The organism is Rhizobium sophoriradicis (genome assembly GCF_003939025.1).
GTDB lineage: Bacteria > Pseudomonadota > Alphaproteobacteria > Rhizobiales > Rhizobiaceae > Rhizobium > Rhizobium sophoriradicis.
Window position 1 is genome coordinate 242039 of sequence record NZ_RQIH01000005.1, and the last position, 19690, is coordinate 261728.

Genomic DNA, 19690 nt, shown 5'->3' on the forward strand with positions numbered 1-19690 from the left:
ACGAGAATGTGGTGCCCCCGCTTAAAAACGCAAGGGCCGATATTCTAATCTTAGGAGAACAGCATCGCCGAAAGCTTGCGGCGGGCGGCAACCGTCGCCGGATCCTTGAAACCCCAAACCTCGAAGAACTGCAGAAGCTGGCGGCGCGCGCCGTCATCGTCGAAGCTGCGGTCTTTGCGCATGATCTGAAGCAGATGTTCGGCCGCCTCGTCGCGCCGGCCTTCGACGTTGAGGATCTTGGCGAGCTTCAGCCGCGCTTCGTGATTGTCGGGATCGGCAGCCAGGTCACGTTCGAGGGCAACGGGGTCGCCGAGCTTGCGCGCCTCCTCGATCTGGTCGAGCTTCTTCAAGACAGCTTGGATGCCGGCATCTTTCGAGAGCTCCTCCGGCAGATCAGTCAGAGTTTCGCGCGCCCGCTCATGCTGGTTGGCAGCGATCATGCATTCGGCCATGCCGGCAAGCGCCTTGGCATTTTCGGGATCGGCCTGCATCACCGCGGCGTAAAGCTGAGCGGCCTCATTGATCTTGCCGGCGGCCAGCAGTTCTGCCGCTTCCACAAGCACGGCTTCGATCTCGGCGGCCTCGTCGGCGCCGGCCGGGCCGGCGATGCGGTCGATGAATTGCTGGACCTGGCTTTCCGGCACCGCCCCCATGAAGCCGTCGGCGGGACGGCCGTTGACGAAGGCGATGACGGCCGGAATCGATTGAATACCGAGCTGGCCGGCAATCGAGGGATGGTCGTCGATGTTCATCTTGACCAGCCGAACGCGGCCCTTGGCTTCGTTGACCACCTTCTCCAGGACCGGTGTCAGCTGCTTGCACGGGCCACACCAGGGCGCCCAGAAATCGACCAGCACCGGCTGTTTACGTGATTCCTCGATGACGTCCTTGCCGAAATTGGCGGTCGTCGTGTCGGTGATGTAGCTGCCGGCCGCAGCCGCGGGTGCAGGCTGAGCGCCGAAGCTTGTCGTCGCCGTCATCTGATTTCCGAAGGAACCGTTATAGGGGTTGTCGCTGCCGCTCATAGGTATCTCCCGCCGCCGATCCTGCCGGCATCATTGTAGCGCTAAAATCGTATGTCAGGACGTCACTTTCAAGACAAGCGGCTTATGTCCCGTCGCTTCCATGAAACGGACGAGGTCGCCGCTTGCAATCGATGTCGTCGCGTCGTTGGAGAGCGGATGGCAGTTAACGGTCTCCTCAGCCATCAGATCGGTATCGAGCACGAAGGTGACATTTCCTGCCGTATCGTTGATTGCGCCGAAGGCGGTGACCGCGCCGGGAATGACACCGAGATATTCCATCAGCTTCTCCGCCCTACCGAAGGAAACCCGGCCGGATCCGCCGATAAGGGTGTGAACCTGCTTAAGGTCGACCTCGGCATTCTCCTCCACGGTCAGCAGAAAATACCTGTCCTTCTTGTCCTTGATGAAGAGATTCTTGGTGTGGCCGCCGGGGATCTCGTCGCGCAGCGCAACCGATTCTGCCACGGTGAAAACAGGCGCGTGATCGACCGTCTTATGGGCGATGCCGAGCCCGTCGAGAAAGGCAAACAGATCGTCTTTCGTCTTGGGCGTGTTTTCGGGCATCGGGCAATCCGTTGGTGGCGAGGAAAAAGTAAGGCGTCCTGATTAAGTCCGTCCAGATCATTTGGCAATCTTCGCCACCGACGCCCTACCCCCACATTTGCGGCCTTTCCTCCGGGCTCATGCGACCGCACGAATTTTTCTTCGTCTCTTCGTCATTTCCCTGTTGCATTTGAAAATCCGTTAGGCCATATAGCGCCCGTCGCCACGAGGCGGCGCCCACGGTCCAACGACTACCCCGGACCGATGCGGATTGAGCGGGTGTAGCTCAGGGGTAGAGCACAACCTTGCCAAGGTTGGGGTCGAGGGTTCGAATCCCTTCGCCCGCTCCAGTTTTCCCAGCATCATATAGAAGACGCGGCAGCAGACTGTCCTTGTGACATCGATGACAACCTCGTTGCGAACGGGTCTTATGCAAACGCTTGTCGCTGCCTGCTCTCGGCATAGGTGGCGTCAGTCACCTCATAGCGATGTCCTTTCCGTTGGTGAAATCGGCTATGCGGCCTAACCCATCAAGCTCCAGAAGCCATGCTTCTTTCCATGCTGACGGATCAGTTCGTTGACATAAGCGTCGTGGGGTTGGGCCTTGCCGAAATCGTCGATATGAGGCGCAAGCGAAGCGCATTCCGCCAGATGACGCGCGGCATGCCTGTAACGGCTGGATCGGCCGCAATCGAGGGCGAAGCCGATCATCGAGCGCAGCACGATGGTTGCTGCGAGTGGGTGTTTCTCCTGCAGCATTTCAGCGGCCGGCGTCATCAGTTCATAAAGCTCGCCGTCCAGTTCCGCCTGGCGCCTGGAGACAAGTTTGGCTGCCTCGGCAGGGGCGGGCCAGGTGAGGAAGAAGGCAAGGGCTCGATGAACATCGGGAAAGCCGTGTGCGAAGGTGAATGCTTTCTCCTCGGCCTCGAGGTCGTCGAAGTCGGCGAGCTTTCGCAGGAAAGTCCGAAGGTGCTCCCCGTTCAGCGACTGCTCGAAGCATTGCCATCGATAGGCCTGCGCTTCCTCCACTCGTCCGAGCGCTTCGAGCGTTTCGGCGCGGGCTTCCTGCCATTCAAAAGGCATTTCGAACCGGTGATCGACACCGTCCAAAATCCTCAATGCTTCCTCGGCGCGTCCAGCCAGGAGCAAGCGGTCGGAAATCGCGATCGCGACCATCGGCGCCCTTAAGGTCTCTTCCGGCTGCTGGGCGATGAAGGCATCGGCATCATCCTGGGCATCGGCAATGTCCTGCAGAGCGATGCGCGCCGCCTGTTGCCGATGCTTGGCATAGATCTCGTTCAGTCCGCTGCCGCCCCAGTCGAGAATTTTCCTGTCGGCGTCAGCAGGCTCTTCCTCCGCTTCGTTCAACCATTGCACCAGGAGGCCCTTCAAATGTTCGAGGCCGTCCTTGCCCAGCGCCGGAACCATCTCGGCGATCAGCGGGTCATATTGGCCGTAGTCGTTATCCTGCAACACCGTAAAGACCTTGTCGGCAAGGACATCGGTACCGATGCCCGCGGAGCTGGCGATGACGCCGGCATCGGCACATGCCTGATGGAACGTCTCGAGGAAGGCGATGTCGTTGCTGTTGGATCGGTGGAAAATCGAATCGGCAACGGCAAGGAATTGCCAGATGAGATCGAAGGCTTCCTTCGGATCGTCGGCGGCCACGACGGTGACGATCGCGGATCGCTGCGTTTCGAGGTCCGCATTGATGGCTTTTACTTTGTGCCATTCGATGACGCTCTGCGCTCGAGCGATGCTGCTAAGGCGCTTGCGGATCTCACGCGCGACCTCGCTGCTGCCCTGATTGCCGGCCAGTTCCATGCGAAGCCGCCGTTTATGGGCGGCGCTGCCGGTGCTGATTTCGATCAGCAGTTCGGCGAGACGTTGTGCACCGAGAGCTTCCAGGTTCTTCGCGTTGAGAGTGGTCTTTGCTGCCATGGATCACCGCTGTCGTTTCGCGCCGACCCTAACTCGGTATTCAAATCACTCCAAGTCCGAGGAGGAGGCGCAAGCGTGGTATCGCGAATTCGTATGACTTTATCGGCGGTTAGTCTCGCCGAAATCATGGCCGTTAGCCAAAAAATAACGCTGCCTCGTAACGACTCCTAAAGCCCGCTTTGGCACCTTGTCGCCCATCGATATTTTCTTCCAAAAATTCTTCGGCTGGGGTTGGTTATGAGTCACACTAAGGACGCCTGGGTCAGCCAGCGCGCTTATTCGCTGTGGGAATCGGAAGGCCGGCCGGATGGGCGCGGGGAAAGCCATTGGGCGCAGGCGCTCAAGGAGTTCGAGCAGCTGGAGCTGACGAAGGCTTCGCCCGACGGAAACGATCTCATCGCGAAGCTGAAGGCAGCCGGGCGGCTGATGCGGGTTGCGCCCCCTACCAAGGACGACCTGCAGCTGAAAGCGGCGCGTTAGGCGATTGCCAATTCCTCGTGCATCGAAATAGTCAGCGGCAATCCAGGCGATGGTCGGCCTTGCCGGCAGTCGTCTTGCGACCCTACCGGCGAGCGGCCCAGTTGAGGCCGCGCCGCAGCATGAGCGGCATGTAGGGATGGTCGAATTCGGCCGCGACATGACCGAGAGCGGAATAGAAGATGCGGCCGGCACCGAAATGGCGCTTGAACACGACCGGCATCACGACATTGCGGGCGGCCGGATCGTATGCGCCGGTGAAGGTGGTGGTTGCCAGGATTTCGACTGTGGGATCGAAATGCAGGTAATACTGCTCCGAGCGGTAGTCGAAGTCGGGAATGCCCTCCATGACAGGATCGTCCTGGCGGGTCACGGCGACGCGGAAATCGATGATGTTGCCGGGATGGGCGACCCAGGTGACGCCGGCGACATAGCGGAAAGGCGCGCTTTCCTTGAAGGAGGTGGCGAGCGCGCCATGATGGCCGGCAAGCCCCAGCCCGCCGCGCACCGCTGCGACCAGGCCAAGGGCATGATCCTTCTCGAGCTTTTCGCCGGTGATGATCGGCACCAGCAGATCTGCTTTCGCCAGTGTCGGAGATCCGAATATGCCGAGATCGCCGGTCACCTCGACCGCAAAGCCGTCCTCGCGCAAGAGATCGGCGACGATACGGGCGCATTGCTCCGGCTCATGGCCCTGCCAGCCGCCCCAGACGACCAATGCCTTCCTCATTCACGCGCTCCCTGGCTGATTGCTGCGGACCGTTGCACCACATGAGCCCTTAAAACGGGCGGTTACGCAAATCACGCGAATAATTCACGAATCGCCGATTCGGCACAAATCGTACGGGGCGTCGGGCGGTTCGGCATTTGAGCGATTGCCGTTCACGCCTGTCGCAGTTCCTTCTTTTTATTGCCGTGTATCTCGTCTAGGTTTCTCCCGTCTTTTAAGAACAACAAGGGTGGTGCATGGCAGGTGAAACGGTTCTTGTGGTCGGCGGCGCCGGTTATATCGGCTCGCATACGTGCCTCGACCTGGCGAACAAGGGCTACAAGCCTGTCGTCTTCGATAATTTTTCCAACGGCCACCGCGAGTTCGTCAAATGGGGGCCGGCCGAGGAAGGCGATATTCGCGATCGCGCCCGCGTGGACGAGGTGCTCGCCAAGCACCAGCCGGCGGCGATCCTGCATTTCGCGGCGCTGATCGAGGTCGGCGAATCGGTCAAGGATCCGGTTTCCTTCTATGAGAACAACGTGATCGGCACCTTGACGCTGCTTTCGGCGGCGCAGGCCGCGGGCATCAACGCCTTCGTCTTCTCCTCCACCTGCGCCACCTACGGCCTGCCGCAGAGCGTGCCGCTCGACGAGACGCACCGTCAGGTGCCGATCAACCCTTATGGGCGGACGAAATATATCGTCGAGCAGGCGCTCGCCGATTACGACCAGTATAAGAGCCTGCGCTCGGTGGTGCTGCGTTATTTCAACGCCGCCGGCGCCGATTTCGAAGGCCGGATCGGCGAGTGGCATCAGCCGGAGACGCATGCGATCCCCCTGGCGATCGATGCGGCGCTTGGCCGCCGCCAGGGTTTCAAGGTGTTCGGCAGCGATTACGAGACGCGCGACGGCACCTGCGTGCGCGATTATATCCATGTGCTCGATCTTGCCGATGCGCATGTGCGCGCCGTCGAATATCTGTTGAAGGGCGGAGAGTCCGTCGCGCTCAATCTCGGCACCGGCACGGGCACGACGGTCAAGGAATTGCTCGGCGCTATCGAGGACGTGTCGAATCGGCCGTTCCCGGTCGAATATATCGGCCGTCGCGAGGGCGATTCGCATACGCTGGTCGCCAATAATGACAAGGCCCGCGACGTGCTCGGCTGGGTGCCGCAATATGATCTGTCCGCGATCATCCGCTCCGCCTGGAACTGGCATGCCAAAACCAACCAGCATTGAAAGGGGCGCTAGGCCGAATGTCCTGCTGATCACGGCGGACCAGTGGCGCGGCGATTGTCTGTCGACCGCTGGTCATGCGTGTGTCGAAACGCCGAATATCGATGCGCTGGCGCGCGAAGGCACGCTCTTCCGGCAGCATTATGCCGGGACTGCCCCCTGCTCGCCGGCGCGGGCGACGCTCTATACCGGCCTCTACCAGATGAACCACCGCGTCTGCCGCAACGGCACGCCGCTCGACGCCCGTTTCGATAATCTGGCGCTGGCGGCCCGGCGGGCGGGGTACGACCCGACGCTGTTTGGCTATACCGATACGGCGCCCGATCCGCGCGGCATGGATGCCGATGATCCGCACCTGACGACCTATGAAGGTGTGCTGCCTGGCTTCACCGCCCGCCAGCTTCTGCCCGAGCATGAGAGACAATGGCTCTCCTGGCTCAGATCCCGCGGCCACACCGAAGCCATCAGCCGCGATATCCATATACCCGTCGGCGCAGAGCCGGGAGCAATCTCCGATGCGGCGCCGGCCTATTCCCGCGACGAAACCCAGACGGCCTTCCTGAGCGGCGAGTTCATCCGCTGGATGGGCGAACAGGACAGACCGTGGTTCGCGCATGTTTCTTTCCTGCGTCCGCACCCGCCATTCTCCGCGCCGGAACCGTTCAACCGGATGTTCGGGCCGGATGACGGGCCGGCATATGCACGTGCGGCAAACGCCCAAGCGGAAGAGGCAAGCCATCCCTATCTTGCCTATGCCATGCCGCGCTCCGACAAAGGCAGCTTCGTCTATGGTGCAACCGGGCCGCTCAGCGGCTGGAACGCCGAGGACTTTGCGGCGATCCGGGCGATCTATTACGGCATGATAGCGGAGGTCGATGACCAGCTCGGCCGCATCTGGCAGGCGCTGAAGGATGCAGGCGCTTGGGAAAATACGCTTGTCGTCTTCACGTCCGATCACGCCGAGATGGCGGGTGATCACTGGACGCTCGGCAAGGGTGGCTTCTTCGACGGCAGCTATCATGTCCCGCTGGTCATTCGCGATCCCGCAAGCGGCGCCGCAGGCGGAAGCGTCGAACAATTCACCAGCGCTGCGGATATTTTTCCGACATTGTGCGAAAAGCTCGGTATCGAGGCGAAAAACGGACTCGACGGCCGGTCGCTCATGCCGTTCGTCAACGGCGGGAGCGAGCCGGGATGGCGGGATGCGGCATTCTGGGAGTTCGATTTCCGCGACATCGCCGCCGGCGAGGCGGAACGGCATTTCGGGCTCAGGTCCAACCAATGCAATCTCGCCGTGATCCGCGATGCGCGGTTCAAATATGTGCATTTTGCCGGCTTGCCGCCGCTGCTCTTCAATCTCAGCGACGATCCGATGGAGCTCAAAAATGTCGCGGCTGATCCGGCCTATGCGGCCACCCGGCTTGAATATGCCGAAAAGCTGCTGTCGCTGAGAGCGCGGCATCTGGATCAGACGCTTGCCTATACCGAATTGACGGAAAAAGGGCCGGTGACGCGCCGGCCCTGACCCCTTTTAGCCGAGATAATCACGCTTGCCGACCGGCACACCCTGATTGCGCAGGATGGCGTGGGCGGTCGCGACGTGAAAATAGAAGTTCGGCAGCGCGAAGATGGTGACATATTCATCACCCGGAAGCACGATACCGCTGTTGCCCGGCAGGGTGATCTGGCGGCCTTCCACGCCTTCCAGCGCTTGCGCCGAAAATGTAGCGAGATAGGCTTCGGTCTTTGCCAGGCGCTCGCGCAACTCGTCGAACGTCTTCTCATTGTCTTCGAACTTCGGGGCGTCGGTGCCGGTCAGGCGAGCCAGGGTGAATTTGGCGCTGTCGCTGGCGCGCTGATACTGGCCGGAAAGCGGCAGCATGTCGGGCGCAAGGCGCGCAGCGACCAATATGGCGGGATCGACTTTCTTTTCCCGCGCAAAGGCTTCGGCCTTGTCGAGATAGGTTTTCAGGCTGGCGAGGCCGCGCTGGAACATCGGAACGGTGAGGCGATAGATCGAAATGGACATTTGTCCTGTCTCCAAAATCTTCAAATAATCAGGCCGCAGCGAGAGATCGAATGCGCCTGCGGCGGTGCACCTGTCTTCGACCCCGCCATAGATGGAGGCTCCGTTAGCCTTCTGCAATGAGGCTCATGCAGGCGCCGGGTCATGAAGATCATGGCGTTGCGCGTCCGATCAACATCTCGTTGCCGCTAAAGAGGCTTGACGCCGTTCCCAGAAAATGGAATGAATATTCCGCAGAACAAATTTTACGGTTTGTTTGTTCCGTTTTACGGACGCCGCGGGAGAGGCGGCGTAGCGAATTGCGGCTTCAGGGCAGATGCCCGGGGCTCCGGCGTGAGGAGGGTGCAGCCGGGCACCGCTTTGTGGAGGAAGTAAAATGAAAAAGTTCATCCTGGGCACTGCGATGGCGCTCGTCATGTCGGCGGCCGCTCACGCGGAAACGGTCGGCGTGTCGATGGCGAAGTTCGACGACAACTTTCTGACCGTGCTGCGCAACGGCATGACCGATTACGCCAAGACGCTGAGCGGGGTCACCCTGCAGGTCGAAGACGCGCAGAACGACGTTTCCAAGCAGCAGAGCCAGATCCAGAATTTCATCGCCTCCAAGGTCGATGCAATCATCGTCAACCCGGTTGATACAGACGCAACGACGGCGATGTCGAAGCTCGCCGCTGATGCCGGCATTCCGCTGGTTTACGTCAACCGCCAGCCGGTCAACGTCGACACGCTGCCGGAAAAGCAGGCCTTCGTTGCTTCCAACGAGCAGGAATCCGGCACGCTGGAAACCAAGGAAATCTGCCGCATTCTCGGCGGCAAGGGCAAGGCCGTCGTCATCATGGGCGAGCTCTCCAACCAGGCTGCGCGCATGCGCACCCAGGACATCCATGACGTCATCAAGACCGATGAGTGTAAGGGCATCGAGATCGTCGAAGAGCAGACGGCCAACTGGGACCGCACCCAGGGCGCCGACCTGATGACCAACTGGCTCTCCAGCGGCATCGAATTCGACGCTGTCATCTCCAACAATGACGAAATGGCGATCGGTGCTATCCAGGCGCTGAAGGCAGCCGGCAAGGATATGAGCAAGGTCGTCATCGGTGGCGTCGACGCCACGCAGGACGCGCTGGCCGCTATGCAGGCAGGTGACCTCGACGTCACCGTTTTCCAGGATGCCGCCGGTCAGGGCAAGGGCGCGCTCGACACCGCCCTTAAGCTTGCCAAGGGCGAAAAGGTCGAGAAGAAGGTCTACATCCCCTTCCAGCTCGTCACCCCTGAAAACGTCAAGGACTTCGTCGCCAAGAACTGAGGCGAGTGCCAAGCAGGATGCGGGCTCAGCCCGCATCCTTTCCGCCTGTCCGTATCCGGAGGAGATGATATGGCCGTCAGCCCGACAACCATGGCCGCCGTGCGCGCAAGCGGCGCCGTCCCGAATGCGGAGTTTCTGTTGAGCGCCGAGGGCGTTCGCAAGGAATTCCCCGGTGTCGTCGCGCTCGACGACGTACAGTTCCGGCTAAAGCGCGCTTCCGTGCATGCGCTGATGGGCGAAAATGGCGCCGGCAAATCGACATTGATGAAGATCCTCGCCGGCATCTACACGCCCGATAAAGGCGATATCCGGCTGAAAGGGATCGAAATCCAGCTGAAATCTCCGCTCGACGCGCTTGAGAACGGCATTGCGATGATCCATCAGGAACTGAACCTGATGCCGTTCATGACCGTGGCCGAAAATATCTGGATCCGCCGGGAACCGAAGAACCGCTTTGGCTTCGTCGATCACGGCGTGATGCATCGCATGACCGAGGAGCTGTTTGCCCGGCTCAATATCGATATCGATCCCGATATCGAGGTCCGTTACCTCTCGGTCGCCAACCGCCAGATGGTCGAGATCGCCAAGGCGGTTTCCTATAATTCCGACGTGCTGATCATGGACGAGCCGACTTCGGCGCTGACGGAGCGCGAGGTCGAGCATCTTTTCCGCATTATCCGCGACCTCAGGGCGCAGGGAATCGGCATCGTCTACATCACCCACAAGATGAACGAGCTTTTCGAGATCGCCGACGAGTTTTCGGTGTTCCGCGACGGCCGCTATATCGGCACCCATGCGTCGACCGAGGTCACCCGCGACGACATCATCCGCATGATGGTCGGGCGCGAGATCACCCAGATGTTCCCCAAGGAAGAGGTGCCGATCGGCGAGGTCATGCTCTCCGTCAAGGATCTTTGCCTCAAGGGCGTCTTCAAGAACGTCTCCTTCGAGGTAAGGGCAGGTGAGATCCTCGGGGTGGCCGGCCTTGTCGGCTCCGGGCGGTCGAATGTCGCCGAAACGCTCTTCGGCGTGACGCCGGCAAGCTCCGGCTCCATCGAGCTCTACGGAAAACCGGTGACGATTTCTTCGCCGACCGAGGCCATCCGCAACCAGATGGCGTTCCTGACCGAGGACCGCAAGGATACCGGCTGTCTGCTGATCCTCGATATTCTCGAGAACATGCAGATCGCCGTGCTCCAGGACAGATATGTCAAGGGCGGCTTCGTGCAGCAGGGCGCCATCGAGGCAACCTGCGAAGACATGGCAAAGAAGCTGCGGGTGAAGACGCCCAATCTTTACGAACGGGTAGAAAATCTTTCCGGCGGCAATCAGCAGAAGGTGCTGATCGGGCGCTGGCTGCTCACCAATCCGCGCATCCTGATCCTCGACGAGCCGACACGCGGCATCGATGTCGGCGCCAAGGCGGAAATTCACCGGCTGGTCACCGAAATGGCGCGAAACGGCGTGGCAGTCATCATGATCTCATCCGAGATGCCCGAGGTTCTCGGCATGAGCGACCGCATCATGGTCATGCACGAGGGACGCGTGACCGGTTTCCTCAATCGCGATGAAGCAACGCAGATCAAGGTGATGGAGCTGGCTGCGCAGTGATGCGCCGTCTGTAATCGTCCAAGGGAGGTTTGACATGAGTACCAAGGCAGCAGAGGGCGCGGCTCCGCTCGCAACCCGGCAGAGGCGGCGGCGCATACCGACTGAGCTCAGCATTTTCCTCGTGCTCCTCGGCATCGCGCTGATCTATGAAGTGCTCGGCTGGATGTTCATCGGCCAAAGTTTCTTGATGAATTCGCAGCGCCTGACGATCATGATCCTGCAGGTTTCCGTCATCGGCATCATCGCCGTCGGCGTCACGCAGGTCATCATCACAGGCGGCATCGATCTTTCATCCGGCTCCGTCGTCGGCATGACGGCGATGATCGCCACGAGCTTCGCCCAATCGTCGACCTGGGGACGGGCGGTCTTTCCGTCCCTGACCGACCTACCGGCTTTCGTGCCGATCATGGTCGGCCTGCTGATCGGCGCGGCTGCGGGTCTGGCGAACGGCGCGCTGATCGCCTACACGAAAATCCCGCCCTTCATTGCAACGCTCGGCATGTTCGTGTCGGCCCGCGGCGTGGCAAAGTGGTACACGAAGGGACAGCCGGTTTCCGGCATCACCGAGCAGTTTCACTTCATCGGAACCAAGGCCTGGCCGGTCGTGGTCTTCCTGGTCGTCGCGCTGATCTTCCATATTGCGCTGCGCTACACACGTTACGGAAAGTTCACCTATGCCATAGGCGCAAACCCGCAGGCGGCGCGCGTCTCCGGCATCAACATCGAGGCGCATCTCGTCAAGGTCTATGTGATTGCCGGATTGCTCGCCGGCCTTGCCGGCATCGTCACGGCGGCACGCGCGGAAACCGCGCAGGCAAGCATGGGCGTCGGCTATGAGCTCGATGCGATTGCCGCGACCGTCATCGGCGGCACCTCGCTGACCGGCGGCGTCGGCCGCATCACCGGCACTGTCATCGGCACCATCATCCTCGGCGTCATGACATCGGGCTTCACCTTCCTGAGGATCGACGCCTACTACCAGGAGATCGTCAAAGGCTTCATCATCGTCGCGGCTGTCGTCATCGACGTCTACAGACAGAAGAAGCGCCGCAAGCACTGATCCCGGCCGACATCATTCATGATTTTACGGGGGCTTCGGCCCCCGTTTTTCGTTTTGGCGCCGATGACCGATTTTCAAAAAAAGAGATGGCGAATTCCACCAGCTTTTCTATTCTGGCTGCTTCATTCGCCCGCTACAGCGCCGCGCGTCTGAAAAGACGCGCAAAGGACGCTGTAGCACTTTGAATGCTGCATAATTTTATCCTTAAATCGATTCCGATTTAAGGAATTAGGCAGTAGGGCAGCGCAGGAAGACAGATGCAATTCGTATTTGACGGTCACAACGACGTTCTCCTTCGACTCTGGACACATTCAAAAGACGGCAGCGACCCTATCGCGGAATTTGCGGACGGCACGACGGTCGGCCATATCGATGCGCGCCGGGCGAAAGCGGGCGGTCTGTCCGGTGGTCTCTGCGCCATCTATATTCCCTCGGGCGATCTCGTCTTCGCCGATCCGGATGCCGACGGCAGTTATGTCACGCCGATGGCTGCCCCGCTTGATCCGCTTCCTTCCCTTGCTATCGCCACAGAAATGGCAGCGATCGCGCTGCGGCTAGACCAGGCCGGCGCGTGGCGTCTCTGCCGCACGGTCAAGGACATCCGCGGCGCCATGGCGGAGGAGATTTTCGCCGCTGTCATGCATATGGAGGGCTGTGAGGCGATCGGCGCCGACCTGTCGGCGCTCGAGTTATTCTATGCTGCTGGCCTGCGCTCGCTCGGGCCGGTCTGGAGCCGGCACAACGTCTTCGGCCATGGTGTGCCCTTCGCCTTCCCGATGTCGCCGGACACCGGGCCGGGGCTCACCGATGCCGGTTATGCGCTGGTGCGGGAATGCAATCGCCTCGGCATTCTGGTCGACCTTGCCCATATCACCGAGAAGGGCTTCTGGGACGTGGCGAAGACGACCGACCAGCCGCTGGTCGCCAGCCACTCCAATGCCCATGCGCTGACGCCGGTCGCGCGCAACCTGACGGACAGGCAGCTCGATGCGATCCGCGAAAGCCGCGGCCTGGTCGGCATCAACTATGCCACCGCCATGCTGCGTCCGGACGGCCGCTCGGACAGCGATACGCCGATTGCCGACATGATCCGTCACATCGACCATCTCGTGAACCGCATCGGCATCGATTGTGTGGCGCTCGGATCGGACTTCGACGGTGCTACCATTCCTGAAGAGATCGGCGATGCCGCCGGCAATCAGAAGCTGATTGCCGCTCTCCGGGAGGTTGGTTATGGTGAGGCCGATCTCACGAAACTTGCCCGCGAAAATTGGCTTCGTATTCTGGCACAAGCTTGGCGGGAGGATTGCGTCTAAAGCGCTGCGCGCCTCTGGACGCGCTGAAAACGGACAATAGTTTTAATGGGGCACGACCGACAAAACGCTTCGTAATCAATCAAGAACAGGGGAACAGACCATGATGATCACCAAGCTCAGCCGTAATTTCCGCCTGCTTTCCGCCGGAGCCGCTCTTTCGCTCCTGATGATGACGGCACCTGCCGCCTTCGCCGAAACGCCCAAAGACACGCTGGTCGAGGGTTTTGCCATCGACGACATCATCACGATGGATCCCGGCGAGGCCTTCGAGCTTTCGACCGCAGAGATCACCAGCAACAGCTACAGCCTGCTCGTCCGTCTCGATCTCGCCGACACATCCAAGGTGAAAGGCGATCTTGCCGAAAGCTGGAGCGTTTCGGATGACGGCCTGACCTATACGTTCAAGCTGAAACCAGGCCTCAAATTCGCATCGGGAAATCCGATCACCGCCGAAGACGTTGCATGGTCGTTCGAGCGCGCCGTCAAGCTCGACAAGAGCCCGGCCTTCATCCTTACCCAGTTCGGCCTGACCGGCGACAATGTCACCGAAAAAGCCAAGGCGGCCGATGCCAATACTTTCGTCTTCACTGTCGACAAGGCCTATGCTCCGAGCTTCGTGCTCAACTGCCTGACGGCGACGGTCGCCTCGGTGGTCGATAAAAAGCTCGTGCTGGAGCATGTGAAGGCGATAACGCCGGATGCCGAGCACAAATACGACAATGATTTCGGCAATGAGTGGCTGAAAACAGGCTATGCCGGCTCCGGCGCCTTCAAGCTGCGCGAATGGCGGGCCAACGAAGTCGTCGTGCTGGAGCGCAACGACAATTATTACGGCGACAAGCCGAAGCTCAACCGCGTCATCTACCGCTACATGAAGGAAAGTGCCGCCCAGCGGCTGGCGCTCGAAGCCGGCGATATCGATATCGCCCGCAACCTCGAACCGGGCGATATCGACGCCGTTTCGAAGAATGCCGATCTGGCGACGACAAGCGCCCCGAAGGGCACGATCTATTATGTCAGCCTGAACAACAAGAACGAGAACCTGAAGAAGCCGGAAGTCCAGCAAGCCTTCAAATATCTGGTCGACTATGATGCGATCGGCGCGACCCTGATCAAGGGTATCGGCGAGATCCATCAGACCTTCCTGCCGGAGGGCCAACTCGGCGCGCTCGACGAGAACCCCTACAAGCTCGATGTCGCCAAGGCGAAGGAACTGCTGGCCAAGGCCGGCGTGCCCGACGGTTTCTCGGTGACGATGGACGTGCGCAACACCCAGCCTGTAACCGGGATTGCCGAATCGATGCAGCAGTCGCTGGCCCAGGCCGGCGTGAAGCTGGAGATCATCCCCGGCGACGGCAAACAGACGCTGACCAAATATCGCGCCCGCACCCACGATATGTATATTGGTCAGTGGGGATCGGACTATTTCGACCCGAACTCGAATGCCGACACCTTCACCAGCAATCCCGACAATTCCGATGCCGGCACGGTGAAGACCCTTGCGTGGCGCAACACCTGGGAGGCGCCGGAACTCGACAAGCAAGCCAAGGCGGCGCTGCTCGAGCGCGACGCTGAGAAGCGTGCGGCTATGTATGAGGACATTCAGAAGAAGTTCCTCGCCAACAGCCCCTTCGTCATTATCTTCCAGCAGACCGAGGTGGCCGGCTATCGCAAGAACCTGAAGGACTTCAAGCTGGGTCCGAGCTTCGATACCAACTTCGTCGGGCCGATCGCCAAGGAATGATCCGGCAGGATTGATCGCTTGAGCACCATCGAAGCAACACAGGTGGCGGCGCGGCCAAAAAAGGGCCGTGCCAGCACCTTAGCCAAGGCGGTTGGGCGGTTCATGTTCGCTGCCGTCACCACCTATCTCGGCCTTTTGGCCGTCACCTTCTTCATCGGCCGCGTCGTGCCGATCGATCCCGTGCTCGCCATCCTCGGCGACCGCGCTCCCACCCATGTCGTCGAGCGGGTGCGCCGGGAAATGGGCTTCAATCTGCCGCTCTATGAGCAGTTCTACATCTATGTCAAAGGCGTCCTTTCCGGCGATTTCGGCAATTCGGTGCTGACGACCAACCCCGTCATGGTCGATATCCGCCGCGTCATGCCGGCGACGATCGAGCTCGCGACGCTCGGAACGCTGATCGGCGCCTGCGTCGGCGTGCCGCTCGGCGTTCTCGCCGCCGTGCGCCGCGGCAGTATCGCCGACCAGGTGGTGCGCGTCATCGGCCTGATCGGTTATTCGGTGCCGATCTTCTGGCTGGCGCTGATCTCGCTCGTCATCTTCTATGCGCAGCTGCGCTGGGTGGCCTTTCCCGGCCGCATCGACATCGTCTTCGAATATACATTCACGCCGATCACCGGCTTCTATCTTCTCGACAGCGCCTGGCAGGGGCAGTGGGATGTTTTCTATGATGTGTTCCGCCACATCATCCTGCCCGCCTCGCTGCTCGGCTATTTCTCGCTTGCCTATATCAGCCGCATGACCCGCAGCTTCATGCTGAACGAGCTGTCGCAGGAATATATCGTTGCCGCGCGCGCCAAGGGGCTTTCGGAAACACGGGTGATCTGGGGGCATGCGCTCCGCAACGCCGCCGTGCCGCTCGTCACCGTCATCGCGCTTTCCTATGCCGGCCTGCTCGAAGGATCGGTACTGACCGAGACCGTCTTCTCCTGGCCGGGCATCGGGCTCTACATCACCAACTCGCTGCAGAATGCCGATATGAACGCCGTTCTCGGCGGCACGATCGTCATAGGCACGGTTTTCATCGGCATCAATCTTCTGTCCGATCTTCTCTACCGGACGCTCGACCCGAGGACGCGAAACCGATGACGGCTCCCGCCAGCCCATTGCCAACGATGAGCCGCCGCGACTGGCTGCTGTCCGACCGGCCGCAATCGCGCATGCAGGCGCGGCTCGGCCGCGCCTATGTCACCTGGCGGCAGTTCACCGCAAACCGGCTTGCCGTCGTCGGCCTGCTGATCATCGTGGCGCTGCTTTTCATCGCCGCCTTCGCCGATATCATCGCCACGCACAATCCCGTCGTCGGCGATCTGCGCAATGCCCGGCTGCTGCCGCCGGGAACGGGTGAATTCCTGCTCGGCACCGACGATCAGGGCCGTGATATCTTTTCGCGGCTGATTTACGGATCGCGTTTGACGCTGCTGGTCGTCGTGCTCGTTGCCGTCATCTCGGCACCGATCGGCCTGATCGTCGGTACCGTCTCCGGTTATGCCGGCGGCTGGGTGGATGCGACGCTGATGCGCATCACCGATATTTTCCTCGCCTTTCCGAAGCTGGTGCTGGCGCTCGCTTTCGTCGCAGCACTGGGGCCCGGCATCCAGAACGCGATCATCGCCATAGCCATCACCTCCTGGCCGCCCTATGCCCGTATCGCCCGCGCCGAAACGCTGACGGTGCGGCGGTCCGACTATATCTCGGCGGTGAGGCTGATGGGTGCCTCGCCGCTGCGCATCATTGTGCGCCATGTCATGCCGCTCTGCATTTCCTCGCTGATCGTGCGCGTGACACTCGATATGGCCGGCATCATCCTGACGGCCGCCGGCCTCGGCTTCCTCGGCTTGGGCGCGCAGCCGCCGCTGCCGGAATGGGGGGCGATGATTGCTTCGGGCCGGCGCTTCATCCTCGATCAATGGTGGGTGGCGGCGATGCCCGGCATCGCCATCCTCATCGTCAGCCTCGGCTTCAATCTGCTCGGCGACGGCCTGCGCGACGCACTCGATCCGAAGGAGAGCGGCCAGTGACGACGCTTCTGACGGTCGACACACTCAAGGTCAGCTACCCCACGCGCACCGGCTTGATCGAGGCCGTGCGCGGCGTCTCCTTCACACTCGGCAAGGAAAGGCTCGGCATCGTCGGCGAATCCGGCTCCGGCAAGTCGCAGACCGGCCGGGCGATCATGGGCCTGACGCCGAAACACGGCATCGTCACGGCCGACAGGCTGGATTTCAGCGGCATCGACCTCCTCAAGGCCTCGGCCGGGCAAAGGCGCAGGCTGCGCGGCAAACGCATCGCCATGATCCTGCAGGATCCGAAATATTCGCTCGATCCTGTCATGACGATCGGCCGGCAGATCTGCGAAACGCTGCGCACCCATGAAAAGGTCGGCAAGGCGGAGGCGCGCGAGCGAGCGCTCGCCATGCTGGAGGCCGTGCAGATCCGCGATCCGAAACGCGTCTTCGACCTGCACCCGCACGAAGTTTCGGGCGGCATGGGGCAGCGTGCGATGATCGCCATGATGCTGATCGCCGGGCCGGAACTGCTGATTGCCGACGAGCCGACCTCGGCGCTCGACGTGACGGTGCAGCTCGATGTGCTCAGAATCATGGACAGGCTGGTGTCGGAGCGCGGCATGGGATTGATCTTCATCTCCCATGATCTCCGGCTGGTTTCCACGTTCTGCGATCGCGTCATCGTCATGTATGCCGGAAAGATCGTCGAGGAGCTTGCGGCCGCCGATCTCAGACATGCGCAGCATCCCTATACGCAAGGACTGCTGAACTGCATGCCCGAAATCGGCGCCAGCCGTCATCCCCTGCCGGTGCTCGACCGCAAGCCGGAGTGGGCGGCATGAGCGCAGCACTCCATGTCGACAATCTCAGCGTCGTCTACGATGAATTTCACGCGCTGAAGGACGTCAGCATCGATGTCGAACGCGGTGAATCCTTCGGTCTCGTCGGCGAGTCCGGCTCGGGAAAATCCACCTTGCTGCGCGCCGTGGCCGGACTTGCGCCGATCAGCGGCGGCGCGATCCACGTCGACGACGAAGCATTGAAAGGCGCAAAGCGCAGCAAGGCCTTCTATCGGCGCGTGCAAATGGTCTTCCAGGATCCTTATGGCTCGCTGCATCCGCGCCAGACGATCGACCGGCTGCTGCTCGAACCGCTTGCGATCCACGGCATCGGGGACAACGACAGGCGCATTGCCCGTGCGCTCGACGAAGTCGGTCTCGGCAATGGTTTTCGTTTCCGCTACCCGCATCAGCTTTCCGGTGGCCAGCGGCAGCGCGTGGCGATCGCCAGGGCGCTGATCGTCGAGCCGTCGATTCTGCTGCTCGACGAGCCGACGTCGGCGCTTGATGCCTCGGTGCAGGCGGAGGTGCTGAACCTGCTCGAGCAGATCCGCAGCGACCGCAAACTCACCTTCATAATGGTGAGCCACGATCTCGGTGTGATCACCCATATGTGCGATAGGCTCGCCGTGATGCGCAACGGCGCCATTGTCGAACGATTGAGCTCGCAAGCGTTGGCAGAGGGCGCGGTTCAACAGGACTATACGAGAAATTTGATGATCGCGAGCAAGGGGTTCGTCAAAGCCTGAAAGGCAATCAATTCAAGCCCTTGAAAAGTAACGGCGGGCGGCGGCGTTATGGATAATGATTCCCTAAAAGACGACTAATCAACTAGACTATTGACAGCTGCCCCGCTTCTGTCATGATCCTGTTAACGACTGTTAGCTTTCGTGATCGATGGAGGTCAAGGCATGTTCTTTCTCGGCGGGATGACCATGGGCTACCTCGATCCTCCGGCTAGAGCCAACCGCAAAGAACAGATCACGGTGTCCATGCCTGCGGAAAAGGACCGGCGCCTGATCGAGACCTCCAACCCGCCTCAGGACGAGAACGCCATCGAGCGCTCGTTGATCTGGGCGTGGCGCACGCTCTGCTAAGAGCTGGTCGAATTTTCTCTTCCGCTCCCTCTGGACGGAAATTTATCTCTACCTACCTGATAGAGAATAAGAAATATAACAGCGAGCCGCACAACCGGCCGCACGCGAACAACGGAGGCGACATATGGCAGAACTGGGTATTTCGCATACTCACGTGAACCACTATGGTTCCGTACCGACCAAGAAGCCGCACGCCGCGCGTCACAGGCTTCAGACGGTGCTCCATGGGACAATTTTCACTGCGGCATTTCTGTTTGTGGTGGCGATGGTCTTCGGCGTCGTCGGTTAATTGGCGGATAACAAGCCTCGGCAGCGGCCGGGGCTTTGGCGGGTGCCGCAATTAGTGAATCCGGGCATCTTATCTGTCCCGGTATTCCGCCCTTGATCATTCTCTATCTTTTCCAATTGCAGATGCGCCGCATCCACCCAGATGCGGCGCATTTTTGATCTCGTTCTGTCGACGGCCGATTTTATGATTGCCATGCGACCTCTTTCGCCCCGCACCGGCAAGCGAGCGCTGCTCCGCTGGTCTGCACCCCTTGACTTGAATTGTTGCGATGGTGTCCAACTTTTCGACATGGTTTTGCGCAGAGGGTAACGATCGCCCTTTGGGGGCGATCCTGCTACAAAGCCTCGTCCGTTTGCATCGTCTGCCGACGTCATTCCCCCAGCTTCATCGATCTTCGACGAATCGGGGCCCGTTCATGTAGCAGTCATGATAAGCAGTGCAAAAGGCTGAGCAAAAC

Annotated in this window: 19 protein-coding genes and 1 tRNA gene; 15 read left to right on the forward strand and 5 right to left on the reverse strand. The window is 60.6% G+C overall.

All coding sequences use genetic code 11. The annotated features are described in order from the left end of the window. Positions 1 to 50: 50 nt before the first annotated feature. Both trxA and EFR00_RS10260 read right to left on the reverse strand, forming a co-directional pair. Complete coding sequence (gene trxA / locus EFR00_RS10255) at positions 51 to 1025, reverse strand: thioredoxin (RefSeq protein ID WP_077992244.1); 975 nt, start codon at positions 1023 to 1025, stop codon at positions 51 to 53. A gap of 54 nt (positions 1026 to 1079) precedes the next feature. Next, positions 1080 to 1589, reverse strand: coding sequence for a prolyl-tRNA synthetase associated domain-containing protein (locus EFR00_RS10260; RefSeq protein WP_077992248.1), 510 nt, complete (start codon positions 1587 to 1589; stop codon positions 1080 to 1082). 254 nt (positions 1590 to 1843) lie between these two features. Between EFR00_RS10260 and EFR00_RS10265 the strand changes: the two genes are divergently transcribed. After that, positions 1844 to 1918: transfer RNA gene (locus tag EFR00_RS10265), tRNA-Gly, on the forward strand. A 172-nt stretch (positions 1919 to 2090) separates the two neighbouring features. On the opposite strand, the gene EFR00_RS10270 is transcribed toward EFR00_RS10265, so the two are convergent. Further along, positions 2091 to 3512 (reverse strand): DUF6880 family protein, encoded by a 1422-nt coding sequence (locus EFR00_RS10270; RefSeq protein WP_077992251.1) that lies wholly within the window; start codon positions 3510 to 3512, stop codon positions 2091 to 2093. A gap of 237 nt (positions 3513 to 3749) precedes the next feature. Here EFR00_RS10270 and EFR00_RS10275 point away from each other — a divergent pair, with 237 nt between their 5' ends. Beyond that, the gene (locus tag EFR00_RS10275; RefSeq protein WP_077992253.1) at positions 3750 to 3992 is read left to right on the forward strand and encodes a DUF2934 domain-containing protein; all 243 of its coding nucleotides are present in this window, start codon (positions 3750 to 3752) and stop codon (positions 3990 to 3992) included. 82 nt (positions 3993 to 4074) lie between these two features. On the opposite strand, the gene EFR00_RS10280 is transcribed toward EFR00_RS10275, so the two are convergent. Continuing rightward, the gene (locus EFR00_RS10280) at positions 4075 to 4719 is read right to left on the reverse strand and encodes a ThuA domain-containing protein (RefSeq protein ID WP_077992256.1); all 645 of its coding nucleotides are present in this window, start codon (positions 4717 to 4719) and stop codon (positions 4075 to 4077) included. A 236-nt stretch (positions 4720 to 4955) separates the two neighbouring features. On the opposite strand from EFR00_RS10280, the gene galE reads away from it, so the two are divergent. Next, entirely contained in the window at positions 4956 to 5939 is a 984-nt protein-coding gene (gene galE / locus EFR00_RS10285; RefSeq protein WP_077992259.1) for a UDP-glucose 4-epimerase GalE, read from the forward strand. Then, positions 5917 to 7461, forward strand: coding sequence for an alkaline phosphatase family protein (locus tag EFR00_RS10290; RefSeq protein ID WP_077992262.1), 1545 nt, complete (start codon positions 5917 to 5919; stop codon positions 7459 to 7461). Before galE ends, EFR00_RS10290 begins: the two co-directional genes overlap by 23 nt. A 6-nt stretch (positions 7462 to 7467) precedes the next feature. On the opposite strand, the gene EFR00_RS10295 is transcribed toward EFR00_RS10290, so the two are convergent. After that, positions 7468 to 7965 carry a DUF1993 domain-containing protein gene (locus EFR00_RS10295; RefSeq protein WP_077992264.1) on the reverse strand — a complete coding sequence of 166 codons (498 nt, stop codon included), beginning with the start codon at positions 7963 to 7965 and terminating at the stop codon, positions 7468 to 7470. Positions 7966 to 8338: 373 nt separating this feature from the next. Here EFR00_RS10295 and EFR00_RS10300 point away from each other — a divergent pair, with 373 nt between their 5' ends. The 11 genes from EFR00_RS10300 (at position 8339) to EFR00_RS32980 (ending at position 19233) form a co-directional block, all read left to right on the forward strand. After that, the gene (locus EFR00_RS10300; RefSeq protein WP_077992267.1) at positions 8339 to 9268 is read left to right on the forward strand and encodes a sugar ABC transporter substrate-binding protein; all 930 of its coding nucleotides are present in this window, start codon (positions 8339 to 8341) and stop codon (positions 9266 to 9268) included. Between the two features lie 69 nt (positions 9269 to 9337). Then, positions 9338 to 10879, forward strand: a complete 1542-nt coding sequence (locus EFR00_RS10305) for a sugar ABC transporter ATP-binding protein (RefSeq protein ID WP_077992270.1) — start codon at positions 9338 to 9340, stop codon at positions 10877 to 10879. Between the two features lie 34 nt (positions 10880 to 10913). Further along, entirely contained in the window at positions 10914 to 11939 is a 1026-nt protein-coding gene (locus EFR00_RS10310; protein WP_077992273.1) for an ABC transporter permease, read from the forward strand. A gap of 257 nt (positions 11940 to 12196) precedes the next feature. Then, on the forward strand, positions 12197 to 13255 hold the full coding sequence (locus EFR00_RS10315) for a dipeptidase (protein ID WP_077992276.1): 1059 nt from the start codon (positions 12197 to 12199) through the stop codon (positions 13253 to 13255). Positions 13256 to 13355: 100 nt separating this feature from the next. Continuing rightward, complete coding sequence (locus EFR00_RS10320; protein WP_077992279.1) at positions 13356 to 14999, forward strand: ABC transporter substrate-binding protein; 1644 nt, start codon at positions 13356 to 13358, stop codon at positions 14997 to 14999. A gap of 18 nt (positions 15000 to 15017) precedes the next feature. Beyond that, positions 15018 to 16088, forward strand: coding sequence for an ABC transporter permease (locus tag EFR00_RS10325; protein ID WP_183597817.1), 1071 nt, complete (start codon positions 15018 to 15020; stop codon positions 16086 to 16088). Next, the gene (locus tag EFR00_RS10330) at positions 16085 to 17020 is read left to right on the forward strand and encodes an ABC transporter permease (protein ID WP_077992281.1); all 936 of its coding nucleotides are present in this window, start codon (positions 16085 to 16087) and stop codon (positions 17018 to 17020) included. The genes EFR00_RS10325 and EFR00_RS10330 overlap by 4 nt, the downstream gene beginning before the upstream one ends. Then, positions 17017 to 17850, forward strand: coding sequence for an ABC transporter ATP-binding protein (locus EFR00_RS10335; RefSeq protein WP_077992282.1), 834 nt, complete (start codon positions 17017 to 17019; stop codon positions 17848 to 17850). Before EFR00_RS10330 ends, EFR00_RS10335 begins: the two co-directional genes overlap by 4 nt. After that, entirely contained in the window at positions 17847 to 18596 is a 750-nt protein-coding gene (locus tag EFR00_RS10340) for an ABC transporter ATP-binding protein (RefSeq protein WP_077992283.1), read from the forward strand. The genes EFR00_RS10335 and EFR00_RS10340 overlap by 4 nt, the downstream gene beginning before the upstream one ends. Positions 18597 to 18758: 162 nt before the next feature. Beyond that, a complete protein-coding gene (locus tag EFR00_RS10345) occupies positions 18759 to 18944 on the forward strand; it encodes a hypothetical protein (RefSeq protein ID WP_009993386.1) in 186 nt (61 codons plus the stop codon). Positions 18945 to 19068: 124 nt separating this feature from the next. Then, positions 19069 to 19233 (forward strand): hypothetical protein, encoded by a 165-nt coding sequence (locus tag EFR00_RS32980; RefSeq protein WP_009993387.1) that lies wholly within the window; start codon positions 19069 to 19071, stop codon positions 19231 to 19233. Positions 19234 to 19690 lie beyond the last annotated feature (457 nt).

Bases quoted from the DNA above. Each gene is read 5' to 3' on its own strand.
- trxA (WP_077992244.1), bottom strand. From the start codon at position 1,025: ATGAGCGGCAGCGACAACCCCTATAACGGTTCCTTCGGAAATCAGATG.
- EFR00_RS10260 (WP_077992248.1), bottom strand. From the start codon at position 1,589: ATGCCCGAAAACACGCCCAAGACGAAAGACGATCTGTTTGCCTTTCTC.
- EFR00_RS10270 (WP_077992251.1), bottom strand. From the start codon at position 3,512: ATGGCAGCAAAGACCACTCTCAACGCGAAGAACCTGGAAGCTCTCGGT.
- EFR00_RS10275 (WP_077992253.1), top strand. From the start codon at position 3,750: ATGAGTCACACTAAGGACGCCTGGGTCAGCCAGCGCGCTTATTCGCTG.
- EFR00_RS10280 (WP_077992256.1), bottom strand. From the start codon at position 4,719: ATGAGGAAGGCATTGGTCGTCTGGGGCGGCTGGCAGGGCCATGAGCCG.
- galE (WP_077992259.1), top strand. From the start codon at position 4,956: ATGGCAGGTGAAACGGTTCTTGTGGTCGGCGGCGCCGGTTATATCGGC.
- EFR00_RS10290 (WP_077992262.1), top strand. From the start codon at position 5,917: ATGCCAAAACCAACCAGCATTGAAAGGGGCGCTAGGCCGAATGTCCTG.
- EFR00_RS10295 (WP_077992264.1), bottom strand. From the start codon at position 7,965: ATGTCCATTTCGATCTATCGCCTCACCGTTCCGATGTTCCAGCGCGGC.
- EFR00_RS10300 (WP_077992267.1), top strand. From the start codon at position 8,339: ATGAAAAAGTTCATCCTGGGCACTGCGATGGCGCTCGTCATGTCGGCG.
- EFR00_RS10305 (WP_077992270.1), top strand. From the start codon at position 9,338: ATGGCCGTCAGCCCGACAACCATGGCCGCCGTGCGCGCAAGCGGCGCC.
- EFR00_RS10310 (WP_077992273.1), top strand. From the start codon at position 10,914: ATGAGTACCAAGGCAGCAGAGGGCGCGGCTCCGCTCGCAACCCGGCAG.
- EFR00_RS10315 (WP_077992276.1), top strand. From the start codon at position 12,197: ATGCAATTCGTATTTGACGGTCACAACGACGTTCTCCTTCGACTCTGG.
- EFR00_RS10320 (WP_077992279.1), top strand. From the start codon at position 13,356: ATGATGATCACCAAGCTCAGCCGTAATTTCCGCCTGCTTTCCGCCGGA.
- EFR00_RS10330 (WP_077992281.1), top strand. From the start codon at position 16,085: ATGACGGCTCCCGCCAGCCCATTGCCAACGATGAGCCGCCGCGACTGG.
- EFR00_RS10340 (WP_077992283.1), top strand. From the start codon at position 17,847: ATGAGCGCAGCACTCCATGTCGACAATCTCAGCGTCGTCTACGATGAA.
- EFR00_RS10345 (WP_009993386.1), top strand. From the start codon at position 18,759: ATGTTCTTTCTCGGCGGGATGACCATGGGCTACCTCGATCCTCCGGCT.
- EFR00_RS32980 (WP_009993387.1), top strand. From the start codon at position 19,069: ATGGCAGAACTGGGTATTTCGCATACTCACGTGAACCACTATGGTTCC.